This is a genomic window from Arthrobacter sp. 35W, from assembly GCF_000482545.1.
Classification (GTDB): domain Bacteria; phylum Actinomycetota; class Actinomycetes; order Actinomycetales; family Micrococcaceae; genus Specibacter.
The window spans coordinates 1,511,048-1,526,939 of the sequence record NZ_KI519454.1 but is presented as its reverse complement, the minus strand read 5'-3'; the positions used below and the strand labels follow the sequence as shown (position 1 = coordinate 1,526,939).

General features: G+C 66.7%; 14 protein-coding genes. 5 read left to right on the top strand and 9 right to left on the bottom strand.

Features of this window, described 5'->3' with window-relative positions; all coding sequences use genetic code 11:
• Positions 1–2 precede the first annotated feature (2 nt).
• A complete protein-coding gene (gene rhaI, locus K254_RS0106565; protein WP_026554679.1) occupies positions 3–1,169 on the bottom strand; it encodes an L-rhamnose isomerase in 1,167 nt (388 codons plus the stop codon).
• Positions 1,170–1,181: 12 nt separating this feature from the next.
• Positions 1,182–1,376, bottom strand: a complete 195-nt coding sequence (locus K254_RS0106560; protein WP_026554678.1) for a hypothetical protein — start codon at positions 1,374–1,376, stop codon at positions 1,182–1,184.
• Between the two features lie 122 nt (positions 1,377–1,498).
• Here K254_RS0106560 and K254_RS0106555 point away from each other — a divergent pair, with 122 nt between their 5' ends.
• Positions 1,499–2,509 carry a LacI family DNA-binding transcriptional regulator gene (locus tag K254_RS0106555; protein ID WP_026554677.1) on the top strand — a complete coding sequence of 337 codons (1,011 nt, stop codon included), beginning with the start codon at positions 1,499–1,501 and terminating at the stop codon, positions 2,507–2,509.
• A gap of 21 nt (positions 2,510–2,530) precedes the next feature.
• On the opposite strand, the gene K254_RS0106550 is transcribed toward K254_RS0106555, so the two are convergent.
• Positions 2,531–3,844, bottom strand: a complete 1,314-nt coding sequence (locus K254_RS0106550; RefSeq protein WP_026554676.1) for an alpha/beta hydrolase — start codon at positions 3,842–3,844, stop codon at positions 2,531–2,533.
• A gap of 207 nt (positions 3,845–4,051) precedes the next feature.
• Here K254_RS0106550 and K254_RS22195 point away from each other — a divergent pair, with 207 nt between their 5' ends.
• Positions 4,052–4,780 carry an SGNH/GDSL hydrolase family protein gene (locus tag K254_RS22195; protein WP_051388938.1) on the top strand — a complete coding sequence of 243 codons (729 nt, stop codon included), beginning with the start codon at positions 4,052–4,054 and terminating at the stop codon, positions 4,778–4,780.
• Here K254_RS22195 and K254_RS0106540 read toward each other — a convergent pair.
• The gene (locus tag K254_RS0106540; protein ID WP_026554675.1) at positions 4,777–5,430 is read right to left on the bottom strand and encodes a GntR family transcriptional regulator; all 654 of its coding nucleotides are present in this window, start codon (positions 5,428–5,430) and stop codon (positions 4,777–4,779) included. The two genes, K254_RS22195 and K254_RS0106540, sit on opposite strands and share 4 nt — an antisense overlap.
• 120 nt (positions 5,431–5,550) lie before the next feature.
• On the opposite strand from K254_RS0106540, the gene K254_RS0106535 reads away from it, so the two are divergent.
• The 3 genes from K254_RS0106535 to K254_RS0106525 all read left to right on the top strand — a co-directional run bounded on the left by K254_RS0106535 (position 5,551) and on the right by K254_RS0106525 (position 9,110).
• Positions 5,551–6,708, top strand: coding sequence for an ATP-NAD kinase family protein (locus K254_RS0106535; RefSeq protein WP_026554674.1), 1,158 nt, complete (start codon positions 5,551–5,553; stop codon positions 6,706–6,708).
• Between the two features lie 88 nt (positions 6,709–6,796).
• Positions 6,797–7,555: an SDR family NAD(P)-dependent oxidoreductase gene (locus K254_RS0106530; RefSeq protein WP_155848467.1), complete on the top strand. Its 759-nt coding sequence runs from the start codon at positions 6,797–6,799 to the stop codon at positions 7,553–7,555.
• 169 nt (positions 7,556–7,724) lie between these two features.
• Positions 7,725–9,110 (top strand): hypothetical protein, encoded by a 1,386-nt coding sequence (locus K254_RS0106525; RefSeq protein WP_026554672.1) that lies wholly within the window; start codon positions 7,725–7,727, stop codon positions 9,108–9,110.
• Between the two features lie 150 nt (positions 9,111–9,260).
• Here the strand turns inward: K254_RS0106525 and K254_RS22190 are convergent, their stop codons facing one another.
• Genes K254_RS22190 through gcvPB form a run of 5 tightly spaced genes read right to left on the bottom strand, consistent with a single transcriptional unit; the run spans position 9,261 to position 15,891 of the window.
• Positions 9,261–11,033 carry an amylo-alpha-1,6-glucosidase gene (locus K254_RS22190; RefSeq protein WP_051388937.1) on the bottom strand — a complete coding sequence of 591 codons (1,773 nt, stop codon included), beginning with the start codon at positions 11,031–11,033 and terminating at the stop codon, positions 9,261–9,263.
• Positions 11,033–11,935, bottom strand: a complete 903-nt coding sequence (locus tag K254_RS0106515) for a carbohydrate ABC transporter permease (protein ID WP_231391771.1) — start codon at positions 11,933–11,935, stop codon at positions 11,033–11,035. The genes K254_RS22190 and K254_RS0106515 overlap by 1 nt, the downstream gene beginning before the upstream one ends.
• A 5-nt stretch (positions 11,936–11,940) precedes the next feature.
• On the bottom strand, positions 11,941–12,936 hold the full coding sequence (locus tag K254_RS0106510; protein ID WP_231391770.1) for a carbohydrate ABC transporter permease: 996 nt from the start codon (positions 12,934–12,936) through the stop codon (positions 11,941–11,943).
• 4 nt (positions 12,937–12,940) lie between these two features.
• Positions 12,941–14,230 (bottom strand): ABC transporter substrate-binding protein, encoded by a 1,290-nt coding sequence (locus K254_RS0106505; RefSeq protein WP_026554669.1) that lies wholly within the window; start codon positions 14,228–14,230, stop codon positions 12,941–12,943.
• Between the two features lie 47 nt (positions 14,231–14,277).
• Entirely contained in the window at positions 14,278–15,891 is a 1,614-nt protein-coding gene (gene gcvPB / locus K254_RS22185) for an aminomethyl-transferring glycine dehydrogenase subunit GcvPB (RefSeq protein WP_051388935.1), read from the bottom strand.
• Between the last annotated feature and the right edge of the window lies 1 nt (position 15,892).

Sequence of the window (15,892 nt, the reverse complement as noted above, 5' to 3'; positions counted from 1 at the left end):
GGTTATGCTCCCCATCCGGACTGGGTACCGCCGGCGCGGTCCTCGTTGATCTTCTTCTGGTAGCCGCTGGCCTTGTAGGCGGCCATCGGGTCCCCGGGCAGCCCGCGGGATTCGCGCCACGCGGCCAGGGCAGGGCGGACGTCGGTGTAGAAGGCATCGTTGAAGATGCCGTTGGCGCCTAGCACATCGCCGGCGCGCTGGGCCTCGGCCAGTGCCGCGGTGTCCAGCAGCAAGGCTCGCGCCGTCATCTCCTGCACGTTCAGCACGGAGCGGATCTGGCCCGGAATCTTCTCCTCCAGGTTGTGGCACTGGTCCAGCATCAGCGCGACGCCGGACTCCTTGCCATAGCCGCCGCCGCGGATCACTTCGTGCATGATGCGGAACAGCTGGAACGGGTCCGCCGCGCCCACGATCAGATCGTCGTCGGCGTAGAAGCGGGAATTGAAGTCGAAGGACCCCAGCTTGCCCAGGCGCAGCAGCTGGGCCACGATGAACTCGATGTTGGTGCCCGGGGCGTGGTGGCCGGTGTCCAGGCAGACCATCGCCTTCTCCCCCAGGGCCAGCGTCTGGGCGTAGGCGGTGCCCCAGTCCGGCACATCGGTGTGGTAGAAGGCCGGCTCGAAGAACTTGTACTCCAGCACCAGCCGGTGCTCCGCACCCAGGCCGGCGTAGATCTCCTGCAGGGATTCGGCGAGCCGGTCCTGCCGTCCCCGGATGTCGTCCTGGCCCGGGTAGTTGGTGCCGTCGGCCAGCCAGATCTTCAGATCCTTGGAGCCGGTGGCATCCATGATCTCGATGCATTCGAGGTGGTGGTTGATGGCACGGCGGCGGACGGCCTCGTTGGAGGAGGTCAGCGAGCCGAACTTGTACTCATCGTCCTGGAAGGTGTTGGAGTTGATGGTGCCCAGGCCCACGCCCAGATCGGCAGCGTGGCTGCGCAGCGCGGCGTAGTCATCGACCTTGTCCCACGGGATGTGCAGGGCCACCGTCGGGGCCAGCCCCGTCAGCTCGTTCACCTTGGCGGCGTCGGCCAGCTTCTCCTGGATGGTCCGCGGTGTGCCCGGGGTGCCAAACACCTTGAAGCGCGTACCGGAATTCCCATAGGCCCACGAGGGAACCTCAATGGCCAGCTCATCGAGCCGGTCCAGCGCCATAGCCATGTCAGTCATGTTCGGATCCTTCTAGTTGCTGCCGGCCGCGCGGGCCAGCTGGTCTTCGAGGGTGGAAACTTCTTCGAGTACGACAAACCCCTCGTCGGGGTATTGTTCCGAGGTGGGGAACAGGATGGCCGTTTCCGCCGGCCAAGGTGCGGCGTGGCGCCGCCGGTGCCCATCAACCAGCCCGGGCCGGACCGATGACCGAAAACACAGTTTCATCCTGCGCCACTCTCGAGTTGAATCGTTTCATTGTGTCGATTCAAAGTACCCTTGGGAGCGAAGCAGTGTCAAGATCAAACTGAAATCCCCCGGTCCTCCTGCCGGGGAGACGGGAGCCTGCGGTGGTCCGCGCGGCAAGCATTAAGGATGTGGCCAACCAGGCCGGGGTGGCCGTCGGCACGGTGTCGAATGTGCTGAACTATCCCGACCGGGTTTCCTCGACAACGCGGGACCGCGTTCTGGCAGCCATCGCCGAGCTGGGGTTTGTCCGCAATGACGCGGCCCGCCAGCTGCGCGCCGGACGCAGCAGAACCATGGGCATGATTGTGCTGGATGCCGGCAACCCCTTCTTCAGCTCGGTGGCACGCGCCGCCGAGGAGGCCGCAGCCCGGGCCGGCAGCGCCGTCCTGCTGGGCAACAGCAGCCACGATCCCAGACGCGAACGGCACTACATCGAGCTGTTCGAGGAGCAGCGGATGCAGGGCATCCTCATCTCCCCCACGGGTGACGTCTCCGCCAGGCTGGCGGCAGCCGAGGCCGCGGGGTTGAAGATTGTCCTGGTCGACGCCCCATCCGACGGGCAGCGGTTCAGCTCAGTGGCCGTGGACAATGCCGCCGGAGGCTACGTGGCGGTGCGCCATCTGCTCGACGCCGGCCGACGCCGGATAGCATTCGTGGGCGGCAATGCCACACTCCGCCAGGTCCAGGACAGGTTGGCGGGTGCCCGCCGGGCTGTGGCGGAGGTGCCCGGTGCCACTCTGGAGGTTCTGACCGCCGCCGACCTGACCGTGCTGGGCGGCCGCGGGGTCGGTGACGACCTGCGCAGGCGGACACCCGGCACCGCTCCGGACGCCCTGTTCTGCGCCAATGACCTGCTGGCGCTGGGCGTCATCCAGTCACTGGCCATGCTCGGCGGCCTGCGGATTCCAGAGGACATCGCCCTGATTGGCTACGACGACATCGACTTCGCCGCCTCCGCGGTGGTCCCGCTGTCCTCCATCCGCCAGCCCGCCGAGCTGATCGGCCGCACCGCCGTCGAACTTCTCCTCGAACAGACGGCGGACGAGCCGCCAGCGCCCCGCTCGGTGGTCTTCACCCCCGAACTGGTGGCCAGGGCCAGCACGGGACATTAATCGCACAGGTGCCGATTCGCCCTAGCTGGCCAGCCCCATCCGCGGGGCCAGCCAGTCCAGGGCGGGCCCCATCGCCGCAATGGGCACGGCCCATGCATGCCCGGCGCCGGCCACGAGCTGGGTGCGCACCTTCATGCCGGCGGTGGATGCCGCGGCTGAAACTATGGCCATATTCGCGCCGAATTCGGAGTCTTGGGCTCCGGCGGCGAAGTAGGCCCAGCTGTCGCTGTACTGCCCTTTCGCGAGGACATTCAACGGGGTGAGGGCATCGAAGGCCGCCGTGTCGCCGCCAAAGGCTGTCTTGACTGTCGTGGCGCGGTCAGCGCTCAGGGCCGGCTCCTTCTCGCCACTGAAGTCCAAGGCATTGGGGTAGATGTCCGGGTGCAGCGCTGCCATTTGGATGGAACAGGTGCCGCCAAAGGAGAACCCGCCCATGGCCCAGCGCTGCGGATTGGCATCCACCATCAGGGACGCCTTGATCCACGCGGGGACGTCCTGGGTCAGGTAGGTGTCCGCCTTGGCCAGGTTTGAGTCCATGCACATGGTGTTGCCGTCGGTTGATCCGTTGGCATCGACCACAACCACCACAGGGGCCAGCCCCCGGTGGGCACCTGCGTAGGAGTCCATCAACGTTGACAGTTGTCCGCCGCCGAGCCAGTCCTGCGGGGAGCCGGGCTGCCCGGCGATGAGCACCAGCACCGGCAGCCGTGGACCGTTGGCGGCGTTGTAGGCCGGCGGCAGGTAGACGTACCCCGTGCGGGGGCTGAAGCCCGACACCGTCCCCGGAATGTCCACCGAGTACACGCTGCCGCGCCCCGGCATCTGCGCCGGCGGCTCCCAGCCGGATGCCGCCCCACCGCCGGCGCTGGTTCCAACGTCGGGCGACGCGGGTTTGGCCGACGTCGGCAGGGGCGCGATGCCCGAGGCGGCGGCGCCGGTGATGTCGTCAATCGTGCGGTATTGGCCGAAGTAGGCGTTGATCTGCAGCGCCGCGCAGAGGATCACCACCAGCATGGCCACCGGGGCCAGCAGCCGCCGGCGCCACGTGGCACCCACCAGATTGAGCACCGCCAGCACCAGGCCAAGGACGGCGACGGCGCACCAGCCCTGCACGGCCAGCGGCAGATCGTAGGCACTGAGCTGCGCAGCGTGCACGGCCCACCAATTGATGCCGACGGCAGCAATGGCCGATGCGAGCACGGCGCCCGCCACCCACAGCAGCCACCGGCGGCGGTTGCGGGCCAGCAGGTAGATGCCCGCCAAACAGGCCAGCGCGCCCACGACCAGTGGCACCGGCCCCGCCAGCAGGTCAAGGGAGGTGATGCCCGCCAGCACGGACCACCACCTCTCGCCCCAGACTTCCGACCATGGACCACGCATCCCTTCACAGCTTGCCAAAGACCATTCTGGGCCCATAAGGCTGGGAAGTTCCTGAAAGGTGCCTCGGTGCCGCGTGCCGGGGCGAATCAAAGGTCTTTCACAGCAAGACGTTGCACACTGGACTCTGGCATGCCGCCGCGGCCGGCCGGAAGGGAGTGTGTCATGAAGTCCACCGTGCTGGTCCTGGCTGCGGCGGGGGCTCTGGTGCTGGCCGGATGCAGCAGCTCCGCTTCGACGGTTTCGCCTGGTGGGCTGCCCGTCGGGCCGTCGCCGGGCCCGGCCGCCGCCCCCTCCGCCGATTCCTTGCTGAGCACAGTTGTCGTGCTGGGCGATTCGCTGTCCACCGGGTACGGCACCAGCCCCGAGTTGGCGTGGCCGGCGCTGCTGCAGGATGATTTCGACACCCGCGGTGCAGCGGTGCAGATCATCAACGCCGCACGGAACGGCAGCGGCTACGTCAGCATCGGCGACGATGATGAGACGTTCGTGGACGAGGCGGCGGAGATCCCCTCCGACACGTCATTGGTGGTGGTGTTCGGATCGGAAAACGACATGGGGTACGACGACGGTGAGCTGCGGGAAGCTGCCGCCCAAACCTATGCCGGCATCAAGGCCGCGGCGCCAACGGCCGCCGTCGTCGTCGTTGGCCCGCCCTCCTACACCGACGATCCCGAGCCTGAGCGACTGCAGGTCCGGGACGCGGTGGCATCCGAGGCCCAGGCTGCCGGAGTGGCCTTTGTCGATCCCATTGCCGAGCACTGGATCATGGGACGCGCCGATGAGCTGATCGGGCCCGACGGGGACCATCCCAGCGAGGCCGGGCAGTACTACCTCGCGGGTCTTTTCGACTCGATGGTCTCGGCCAGGCTGCCGGCTCCAGTGGCAGGCTAGGCCGGCCGCTTGGCCTCGGCAACCTCGATGAGCCGGTTGGTTCCGTTGTTCCAATTGGCGCTCAGCGCTGCCACAGCGGCCGGGACATCGCCGGCCAGCAGGGCCGTGGCGATCGCCTCATGTTCGGAGGCGGAGCGCTCAATCAGATCCGTGCTGGAGACCAGCAGCCGCTCATAGCGGCGCAGGGCCAGCTTCATGGACGCGATGCTTTCCGCCAGGCGCCGGTTGGGATTGCCGGAGAGCAGCAGCTCATGGAACTGGTCGTCGTGGAGGTCCAGCTCCGCCGAGGAGCCGATCGAATCCGTGAATCCGCGGGCCTGGGCCAGCAGCTCGGGCGCGATCTTGGCCAATGCCTCCGGCGCGGTGAGGGAGACGGCCAGGGATTCCAGGGCCGCGATGATCTGCACCATCTCCGCGAAATCCGCCGCGCTGACAGGTGCCCAACGGAACCCCTTGCCGGATTCTCGGTCTATGACACCCTGCTGCGTGAGGGATATCAGGGCCTCGCGCAGCGGCGTGCGGCTGACGCCCAGCTCCACGGACAGGGCCACCTCATTGATGGCCGATCCCATGTCGAAATCACCCGCGCCCACACGTTCCATGATTTCGGTTTCGATCTGCTCGCGCAGGGTTTGACGCTGTATTGACATGCCGTTCTCCTCACTCTGCGGTCCAGTCCCCCACCGCAGACTGTTCATCGCATCCTAGCTGAAGCAATCTCTTGCCCGCGTTCTACATGCAGTATACTGTATACAGGAGAAAGGGGTCCCATGCCACAGCCATTTGTTGTAGGACTGATCGTCAATCCCGTTGCCGGCCTCGGCGGCCCGTGCGCCCACAAGGGCAGCGACGCTCCCGACATCCGCGAGCTCGCCCGGGCAGCAGGAGTGGAACCCCAATCGGCGCTGCGGACCCGGCGCGCCCTCCGGCAGCTGGTCGACAGGCTGGCCCACCAGGGCCGCGACGTCGTTGTGCTCACCGGGCCCGGCGAACTCGGCGAAGACGCCGCGGCAGGCCTGTGCAGCGTGCGGCTGGCCTCCCCCTGGGCCGAGCCAGATGGCGCGCAGTCCGCGTCACATGGGGCAACAACGGCCGCCAGCACGCGCACCCTTGCGCTGGCCCTCCGGGACTCCGGTGTGGACCTGCTGCTCTTTGCCGGCGGCGACGGCACCGCCCGCGACATTCTCGACGCCGTCGACGGCGCCCTGCCCGTGCTGGGCATTCCGGCCGGCGTCAAGATCTATTCCGCGGCCTTTGCGCTGACGCCCGTTGCGGCCGGGTCCGCGGCGGCGGCATGGCTGCTCTCCCCCGCCCGCGCCACCACCGAACGCGATGTGGTGGACATTGACGAGGACGCGCTGCGGGCCGGTGCGGCCTCCCCCGCGTACTACGGGTCCCTTCGGGTGCCCGTCGACCCCACCCGGCTCCAGGACCGCAAGACCCCCACCCCCGCCTCCGACGCCACGGCCGTCGGCGCATTGGCCGATGCCTTTGCCGCGTCAATGCGGGCAGGCCACGCCTATGTGCTCGGCCCCGGCGGCACCACCCTCGCCGTCGGCTGCTCCCTCGGCCTGAAGCTGACCAGGCTGGGTGTGGATGTGGTGCGCGACGGCGTGCTGCTGGCCAAGGATGCCACGGCCGCAGAGCTGGAAGAATTGTTGTCCGGCGTCACGGCTACCATCGTGGTCACGCCCCTGGGCGGCCAGGGCTTCATTGTGGGCCGTGGAAACCAGCAGCTCACCGCAGAACTCGTTAGGGGCACTGAACTGCTGGTGATCGCGACGCCGGCGAAGCTGGCCTCGCTGGGAACCCGCGCCCTGCGCGTGGACACCGGCAGTGCAGAGGCCGACGCCGCCCTGAGCGGCTACACCAAGGTTTTCACCGGCCCCGGCACTGAAACCGTCTACCCCGTCGGCACTTTGGACTAGGCGCCCCTAACAACTTTCCACCAGCATTTCCCCCCGACCCATCGATCATCACCCACTCAAGGAAGCGACACCCGATATGGAGAACACCATGCGTTTGCAGGATAAGAAGGCCCTTGTCACCGGCGGCGGTTCCGGCATCGGCCGGGCCACGGCCTTGGCCATGGCTGCGGCAGGCGCCGACGTCGCCGTCGTCGACATCAACCACGCAGCGGCCGAGGCCGTGGCGGCGGAGATCCAGGCACTGGGCGTCAACGCCGTCGCCATTGCCGCCGACGTCGCCGACGAGACCTCCGTGAAAGCGGCGGTGGAGCAGGCTGTGGCCGCCCTGGGCACCATCAACGTCCTCTTCAACAACGCCGGCATCATCCGCCGCGCCAACGTCATCGACACCACCACCGCCGAGTGGGACCAGGTCATGGCCGTCAACGTCCGCGGCGTGTTCCTGATGTGCAAGTTTGTGGTGCCGCTGATGATCGCCAATGGCGGCGGCGCGATCGTGAACACCGGCTCCGGCTGGGGACTGAAGGGCGGCGGCACCGCGCTGTCCTACTGCGCCTCCAAGGCGGCGGTGGTCAACATGACCCGCGCCCTGGCGATCGACCACGGCCCGGACAACATCCGCGTCAACTCCGTCAACCCGGGCGACACGAACACACCGATGCTGCGCGAGGAGGCCCGCCAGCTCTCCCAGGAAGAGCAGAGCTTCCTGGACGAGTCCAACGACCGCCCGCTCAAGCGCATGGGCACCCCTGACGAAATCGCCGAGGCAGTGGTGTGGCTGGCCAGCGACGCCAGCTCCTACGTCACCGGCGCTGCGCTGGTGGTCGACGGCGGCGGCATCGCCTAAGCGCCTAATGGCATGAGGCCCGTCCCGGATTCCGGGGCGGGCCTCTGCCGTGCCGCACCCTTGACTCGCCTTCAAAAGGTGTCCAAACTCGCGGTAGGTGCAAACAGTTTTCGCTGGACCACCGCGGACGTGGCCTGCGTCGCCAGGGAAAGGTCAGGGAGAATAGCCCATGGACGCCGACCACGCAGAAGGGCCAAAGGAAGAGCCACCGGAGGAACGCATCGCCGTTTTGTTCATCCAAGGGATGGGCGAACAGCTCCCCATGGATACTCTCAGGGACTTCGTGGCTGCGGTCACCATGCCAGCGGATGACGAGACTCCGCCACCCAGTCTGTTTAACAAACCGGACAGGCTCTCGGATGGAACAGATCTGCGCAGGCTGACACTCCCCGGGAAACGCCCTAGGCCTACCGCCGATTTCCTTGACTTCTACTGGACACCGGAGTTCACGCCAGGCCGCACCCTTGGCGTCGTGCGGTGGACGGTCAAGTATGCCGCGAGGCCCTTCTTCCTGTACAAGAACCACACCACACGGACCATGATCATGTGGTTTCAAATACTGACGGTACTAGCTGCAGCGATTCTCTATTTTCTTGGTTGGTTATTTCACCAATGGAATCTGGACACCATGCCGATCGTCTGGATTCCCCTTCTGGCGGTGGCTCTGTCCGCCGCCGTGTGGGCGTGGTACTTCATGGGACATTTCCTATCGGATGTTTTACGCTATTTCTCGCCTTTGCCACGCGATATTCCCGCCCGCGATCGAATTCGCCGGCGTGGGGTGGAGCTCATAAAGAAGCTTCACAGTGGGGACGAGTACACGCGGATCATTGTCGTGGGCCACAGCCTGGGGTCCGCCATTGGCTACGATATTCTGCGGATTGCGTGGGACGCGCTGCGGCTGCCTGATGATGATTCTGGATCTCCCATTAAGCAGTCCAGTGCAGAACAGCTGGAGTCCACCGGAACGACCAGTGTCCACCTGTTTCAACAACAGCAATACCGGCTGCACAGGGAGAACGCCACTGCAGGGATTCCATGGAAAGTCAGTGACTTTGTAACCTTGGGGTCGCCGCTCACTCATGCCGAAACCATTCTGTCCAACAAACGGCATGTCCTTGCAAAAAAGTTCGCAGAGCTGGAACTGCCAACGTGTCCACCATCGTTCGCACCTGGGGACAAAGGCGCTTTCTACGAATACAAACGGCCGGAGAACCCCCGTCGCTCCTATCTCGTGGGAAATTCCTCGGCCGTATTTGGACCTACGCGGTGGACAAATCTCTATTTCCCCAGCCGAAGGCTCCTGGAGGGCGACCCTGCAGGAGGGCCGCTTGCTCCCGTGTTCGGATCAGGCGTCAGGGACGTGCCTGTGCGGCTGAGCTACCGGCCAGGCCGGGCCAGGGTCATGAAACGCGTTCCCTTCTGGTCGCATTCCTGCTATTGGTCTAGGCAGGCCGACACTCGCGACGGGAAGTCAAAGGACCGGGAGCCGATGGATGACTTTACCTCGACAAAGGATGCAGTTCCCGCGTTGAAGTCGGTAATCCAGTTGTGATGCCAACTTCCCAGCAAAAGTAGACCGCCCCGGCATCCGGGACGGGCAACTTCTGGTGGAACCAGGAATCGACCTTGCAGTTGTGGCGGCTTCCGCGGCACGGACCCCGCCACAACTGCAACCTCGATTCAGGCGGGTGCCGGAACTGGGTCAGCGTCCGGCGTCGGAGGCGGCGAGCCAGACGGCCAGGTCCAGAAAAAGCGCCGCGGACCAGCCAAAGCCGGTGGTAGCGCCGACCGCACGGGTGCCCGTGAGCGGGTTCCAGTACTCGTGCAGCCCCCCGCTGGCGACGACCATCGCCACGGTCTGCTCGGCCAGGGCGGCAGCGTCGGCCTCCAGCCCGCTGCGGAGCAGGCCCTGGACGATCAGCCAGTTGACGTTCAGCCACACCGGGCCGCGCCACATGCGGTCCTGGTTGAACTCGGGCTCGGACAGGCCCACCGTGGGCAGACCGTACGGTGCCCCCAATAGTGTGGGGTCCGCCAGCTGGGCCGTCAGCGCGGCCTTCACGGGAGCCGGGAGCCGGCCGGTCAGCAGCGGCATCAGGCCAAAGGGCGTCACAGTCCCCCGCCGTCCTGCCGGGGTCAGTGCCACAAATCGCCCCACCTCGGAATCGAAGCGACGCTCCACCAAGGCTGCAGCCGTCGACTCCGCGAGGGCACGGTGCCGTGCGGCGGTCTCGGGGTCGCCGGATTCCTCGGCCAGATCCGCCATGGCATCCAACGCGACCACCAGGTAGCTGGGCAGGTCCGGCGCGAACACCGGGCCACCGTCGTCGAACAGCGGCGAATCATCCAGTCCGGAGGAGTAGACGTGTTCGTAGCCCGGCAGGCCGTCCGGCGTGGGCCGGGCAAACCACCAGGCGTGCAGCCGGTCCAGCCCGTCCCGCAGCTCGCTTTGGAGTTGGGTTCCGGCCACGGCGTCGACGGCGCGCGCCGCCCAGGCGGCCAGCGGCGGTTTGGTGATGGGCATGTCGCCCTGGGTGACCATCGGAGAATCCGCCCCGTGGATCCGGGCCAGGGTGGCCAGATCCCCGGGCGGCATGTCCCCGACGCAGGCCAGCGTGCCGTGGTCGTGGACGACGTCCGGAAGGCCGCCGTCGGGCGCCTGCTCGGCGAAGAACAGCCGCAGCTGGTCCCCCGCCAGCTCGGCGTCGCCGTGGCGCAGACCTATGCTGATGAAGTAGGAATCCCACTGCCAGGCCGCAACGTAGCCCTGCTTTGAGGGCACGACGGCGTCAATGCCGGGGTGTGTGTCCAGCTGGACGATGTTGCTCGCCAGGATCCACCAGGCGTAGCGCACGAGCTCCAGATTGGTGGCGCGGACGGCGGGAAGCCGGGCGAACCACTCGCTCCACCGCGCCGAGGCCGACGCCGCAACCTCGGCATGGCTGTCCGGTTCCGGAGCCTCGTCCACGGGCTGCCCGATCCGCACCAGCACACTGGCGCCGGGTTCAAGCCATAGGCGGACGACGCCGTCATCGCCGGCGGAGGGGACGGATCCGGCTGTGGCGGACCAGTGGATCCCGGTTCCCTCCACCTCGGACACCGGCTGCCCCTCGGCACCGATACCGAAGGGCTCCAGCACCACAGACACCGGCTGCCCCAGGGCGCCGATGCTCAGGGCATCCGCGCCCACGAGGACCAGCGAGGCCTCCGAGGTGCCGAAGGTGATACCTTCGGGTTCCACAACTGTGACATCCAGCGGCCGGCCAGCACCGTCGAACACGGCGATCCGGCGCAGATGCGTGGACTTCTGTGGGCTGCGCTCGTAGATGGCGCCGGCAACCCGCAGGCCGCCCGCGGCCGCCCCCTCGGTTCCGGGCCCGCCGTCGTTCCTGAACACCAGCAGCCGCGATCCGCGGTCCGTCAGTGGCACCTCGCACAGGTCCAGAAACTCCCCTGCACCGGCCCATGAACCCATCAGGAGCCGCCCATGCCGGACATGGCCATGGAGTTGAGGATCTTGCGGTTGCCGATCAGGAAGGCGATCAGCATCGGCACGATGGAGATGGCCGAGGCGGCCATGACCAACGAGTAGTTGATGCCGCCATACTGGCCGGTGAACTGGGAAAGCAGCAGGGGCACAGTGAACTGTTCCTCGCTGTTGAGCACGATGAGCGGCAGGAAGAAGTTGTTCCAGGCGCTCAGTGCCACCACGATCGACAGCGCGGCCAGCCCGGGCTTGATGTTCGGCAGCACCACGCTGAACAGGATGCGCCAACGTCCGGCACCGTCCAGCCGTGCCGCCTCTTCCAGCTCAACGGGCAGCGAGCGGATGAACTGGCGGACCAGGAACACGGCAAACGGGTTGCAGAGCACGGCCGGAATGATCAGGGCCAGATGCGTATCCACCCAGCCCAGGGCGGAGAAGATCATGTACAGCGGCACAATGGTCACCTGCTGGGGCACCATCTGCGTGGCCAGGAACAGCACGAAGAGGAACTTGCTGCCCTTGAAATCAATCCGGGCAAAGGCGTAGGCCGCCATGGAGGCCGTCAGAATGGTGCCGGCCACGGTGAGCACGCAGATGTAGATGCTGTTCCAATAGGCCAGCCCAAACGGCGCCGCATTCCAGGCATCCGCGTAGTTGGCGAAGTTCCACGGCGCTGGGAACAGGCCCAGCGGATCCGCAATGATCTGCGGCAGGGATTTGAAGGAGGTCAGCAGCATCCACAGGAACGGCGCCACCATCAGGAAGCCGCCGACGCCCAGGAACACGTGCAGCAGCACCCGGGAGGCGCGGCTGCCGGTGGCGTGCCGGCGCGCCGGACGCCCGGCGGCGCGCACCCGGACCTTCGAATCTTGGATCAGAGTTGTTGCCACGGTGGTCAGCTTTCGTAGTGGACAAACCGGCGCTGCAGCATCAGCTGCACGGCCGTGACGAGGAGGGTGAGGAGCAGCAGGATGATCGAGGCGGCGCTTGCCATGCCGAACTCGAAGTTCTTGAAGCCGTCCTCATAGATCTGGTACACGATGGTCCGTGCGGAATCGTCCGGCCCGCCGCCCTTGGTGAGGATGAAGACGACGTCGAATGTCTGGAAGGAGCTGATGACGGCCACCACGGTGGAGAAGAACACCACCGGGGACAGCAGCGGCAGCCGGATCCGCAGCATGGTCCGCAGCGGGCCTGCGCCGTCGACCTTGGCGGCCTCCAGAATCGAGGGCGAGATGCCCTGCAGGCCGGCCAGGAAGATGATCACGTTCAGCCCCAGCGAGGACCAGATGGTCACGATGCACACGGCCGGCAGCACAAAGCGCGGATCCCCCAGCCAATCCGGCCCCGGGATGCCGAACACCTTGGCGAAGGAGGAGTTCAACGGGCCGTCCGCCCGCAGGATCTGCTGCCACACCAGGGAAATGGCGATGGAGCTGGTCATTACGGGGGCGAAGTACATGATCAGGTAGCCCGTGCGCGCCCGCAGCCTGTCCAGGCCGACGGCGATCAGCAGGGACAGTGCCAGGCCGATCGGCACGGTGATGAGGGCGATCGCCACGGTGTTGATGATGGCCCGCAGGAATTCCGGGTTGGCCATCTGGGCGGCGAAGTTGTCGGTGCCCACCCATTCCAGGGCCGTGAGGCCGTCCCACTTGGCAAAGGCCAGGACCATGCCGACGGCGAACGGCAGCAGGACGAAGACGCACATGCCCAGCAGCTGCGGACCGACGAACACCAGGCCCATCCATCGGTCGCGCCGCCGCCAGCCGGCCTCCCTGCGCTCCACGATGGCTGTGCCGCTGCCATTTTGGGCCCCGCCGTCCGGGCGGCCGCCGGAGCGGCCACCCGGGTTGCCGCTCCGGCGGCTGCCATGCAAGGTAGTTGCCACGGCGTTAGGCCGCCTTGGCCATCATGGTGGACAGCTGCGCCACCACGTCGTCGGCGCTGGTCTTGCCCTCGTACAGGGAGAGCATGAGTTCGCTGACGTCCGAGGACAGCCCCGGGACCTTTGCCTCCTTGGCGTAGTCGGAGAAACCGGCATCACGCAGGTCAAGGAACGTCTGGGCGTGGGCCGGGTAGGAACCGTCCAGGACGACGGCGTCGGCCCCCTTGATCGACGGAACGGCGTTGCCGCCGTCGGCCAGGCGCAGGGTCTGGCCATTGGCGCTGAGGAACTCCGTCAGGAAGGTAGTGGCCGCCTCGGGCGCCTTCGTCTTGGCATTGATCACCAGGTAGGACGCGGCGACGCCGCTGGCATCGGGCTTGCCGGAGGCGGAGGGCCACGGCGCGATGTCGTAGTCGTCCTTGCTGCCTGACTGCTCCGCCGTCGCGATGCCGTAGCGGCCCTGGACGTAGAAGCCGGCCTTGTGGGAGGCGAAGAGGCTGTCGCCGCCCGAGCCCTCCGGGAGGGTGTCGGCCACGGTGAAAAGCTTCTGCTGGAAGGCGTCGCCCAACTGCTTCAGGGCGGCCTTGCCAGCGGCGTCGTTGGGGAGCACAAAGGTGCCTGCCGCATCGAAGACCTTGCCTCCGTTGGCAGCAACCCAGCTCCAGTGCGTGGCCCAGTAGTTCCAGAACAGCGCACCGTGCATGCCGGCGCCGGCCAGCTTGCGGCACATGTCCAGGAAGGTGTCCACGGTCCACTTGCCCGCCGCGGCGAGCTCGGCCGGGTTCTCGGTGATGCCGGCTGCGGCCAGCGACTTCTTGTCGAACCACATCACGTCCGGGTTGCAGTCGTTTGGCAGGGCAAAGAGGCCCTTGTCCGTCTTGGCCGCACCGAAGAGCGCCTCGTTGAAGTCGGAGGCCTTCAAGCCGCCGCCATTGACCACCGAGTCCAGGTTCATCAGCACACCGGCATCGACAAACTTGCCCATGTAGTCATCGCCCACATAGAACACATCAGGTGCCGTGCCGCTGGTCAGCTGGGTGAGCAGCTTGGAGTGGTACTCCGAGTAGGAGGGCACCATCTGCAGCGTGGCGGCGATGGAGGCATGGTCCTTCTTGAACTGCTCGTTGAACTTCTTGAAGCGCTGGCCTTCCTCCGGAGTGCCCCAGGTGGACCAGGTAATCTTGGCGTCCTTGCCGCCGCTGGCTGCGCCGCCGCCGCAGGCGGAGATGGCCAGCAGTGCGGCCGCCCCCAGCGAACCGGCAAAGAAGGTGCGTCGGGTGAAAAGGGAGTTCGTCATTGATTTCTCCTAAGCAGTGTCTGTAACAGTGTCTGTGGGGCGGTGTGTCAGCGGACGGCCGGATCGGCGACGGCGGCCGGGGTGGCCTCCGATGCCGGGACGGCCCCGAAGTACTTGCGCTGGTAGGCGCGCCAGGTGATGGCCCAGCGCTCGGGCGCATCGAAGTCATCGTGGTGGATGTGGTGCACCGTCTGGTTGTGCGGGGCGGTGCGCACCGTCTCCGGCTCCTCGCGGCATTCGCGGACCACTTCGGCCAGGGCCGCGACGTACTCGTCGATCTCCGTCTTGGAGTAGGACTCGGTGGGCTCCAGGGTGAACGGCTGGGCCACCAGATACGGGTGGTGGCTGGTCCAGTAGTGCATCCCGAAGTCGGAGAGGCGGATGCCGATCTCCTCCGAGGAGATGCCCGTTTCCTCGAACAATTCCTCCCAGGAGTAGCGGACCTGTTCGATGCGGCGCTTGCCCTCGGCGTAGGGGGCGCTGGCGCCGGGGATGGCCAGCACCTGGCTGAGCAGGTAGTTGTTGTTCAGTACCGCGATCTCGGCCACCTGGCGCAGACCCTCGGCGCCGAGCGCCATGATCCAGGCGTAGGCGCGGATGATGTTCGGGGTCACACCGTAGAACGGGGCGATCTTGCCGACCGACTGCGGGTGGTCGCCATTGATCACGAACCTGTCCCCCACCTTGTCGATGGTGGGGCCGGGCAGGAACGGGACCAGCTTCGCCGAGACGGCGCTGGCACCGGCACCCGGGCCGCCGCTGGCGTGCGGGGTGCTGAAGGTCTTGTGCAGGTTGAAGTGGCACAGGTCGAAGCCGGCCTCGCGGGCCCGGGTGATGCCCAGGATGCCGTTGGCGTTGGCCTGGTCGTAGGCTGCCAGGCCGCCGACTCCGTGCACCAGATCGACAAACTCGCGGATCCTGGCGTTGTAGATGCCGGTGTCCTCCGGGTTGGTGATCATCAGTGCTGCGGTGCGCGGGGAGACGGCTGCCTTGAGGGCCTCGATGTCCGGGTAGCCATCGGCGTCGGGCATCAGGGTGATCACCTTGTAGCCGGCGGCCTTGGCGCAGGCGGCGTTGGAGGGGTGGGAGAAGATCGTGGTGATGACCTCATCGCGGCTTTCGCCCTCGCCATTGGACTCGTGGTAGGCGCGGATCATGGCGATGTTGGACCAGATTGCGGCGGAACCGCCCTGGGTCTGCAGGCTCACGCGCTCCAGGCCGGAGATCTCCGCCAGCAGCTGCTCGGTCCGCCAGAAGATCTCCAGGATGCCTTGGACCTTGGATTCATCCTGCAGCGGGTGCAGATCCATGGCCTTGGTGGTGCGCAGGAGGGCCTCGTTGATCTTGGGGCTGTACTTCATGGTGCAGGTGCCCTGGCCGATGTCCACGTTGAAATCGGCGCCCAGGTTCTCCTGGCTCAGGCGCAGGAAGTGGCGCACCACGCGCATCTGGGCCAGCTCGGGCAGAGCCGGGGCGGTGCTGCGGCGGACGGCGGCCACCTGGCCGGCGCGGCGCGAGAGGGCCTCGGACTCCACAGCTGCGGGGCGCTGGACCAGCACGCCGCGCTCCCCCGGGGTGCTCAGCTCGAAGATGATCGGCTCATCCCAGCTGGCCTGGTGGAAACGCCGCAGGGCCGGCTTGGGTGCTACGGGAAGGCTCATC

What these genes read in the sequence shown, in the direction of transcription:
- rhaI (WP_026554679.1), bottom strand. Translation starts at nt 1,169, where the DNA reads ATGACTGACATGGCTATGGCGCTGGACCGGCTCGATGAGCTGGCCATT.
- K254_RS0106560 (WP_026554678.1), bottom strand. Translation starts at nt 1,376, where the DNA reads ATGAAACTGTGTTTTCGGTCATCGGTCCGGCCCGGGCTGGTTGATGGG.
- K254_RS22195 (WP_051388938.1), top strand. Translation starts at nt 4,052, where the DNA reads ATGAAGTCCACCGTGCTGGTCCTGGCTGCGGCGGGGGCTCTGGTGCTG.
- K254_RS0106540 (WP_026554675.1), bottom strand. Translation starts at nt 5,430, where the DNA reads ATGTCAATACAGCGTCAAACCCTGCGCGAGCAGATCGAAACCGAAATC.
- K254_RS0106535 (WP_026554674.1), top strand. Translation starts at nt 5,551, where the DNA reads ATGCCACAGCCATTTGTTGTAGGACTGATCGTCAATCCCGTTGCCGGC.
- K254_RS0106530 (WP_155848467.1), top strand. Translation starts at nt 6,797, where the DNA reads ATGCGTTTGCAGGATAAGAAGGCCCTTGTCACCGGCGGCGGTTCCGGC.
- K254_RS0106525 (WP_026554672.1), top strand. Translation starts at nt 7,725, where the DNA reads ATGGACGCCGACCACGCAGAAGGGCCAAAGGAAGAGCCACCGGAGGAA.
- K254_RS22190 (WP_051388937.1), bottom strand. Translation starts at nt 11,033, where the DNA reads ATGGGTTCATGGGCCGGTGCAGGGGAGTTTCTGGACCTGTGCGAGGTG.
- K254_RS0106505 (WP_026554669.1), bottom strand. Translation starts at nt 14,230, where the DNA reads ATGACGAACTCCCTTTTCACCCGACGCACCTTCTTTGCCGGTTCGCTG.
- gcvPB (WP_051388935.1), bottom strand. Translation starts at nt 15,891, where the DNA reads ATGAGCCTTCCCGTAGCACCCAAGCCGGCCCTGCGGCGTTTCCACCAG.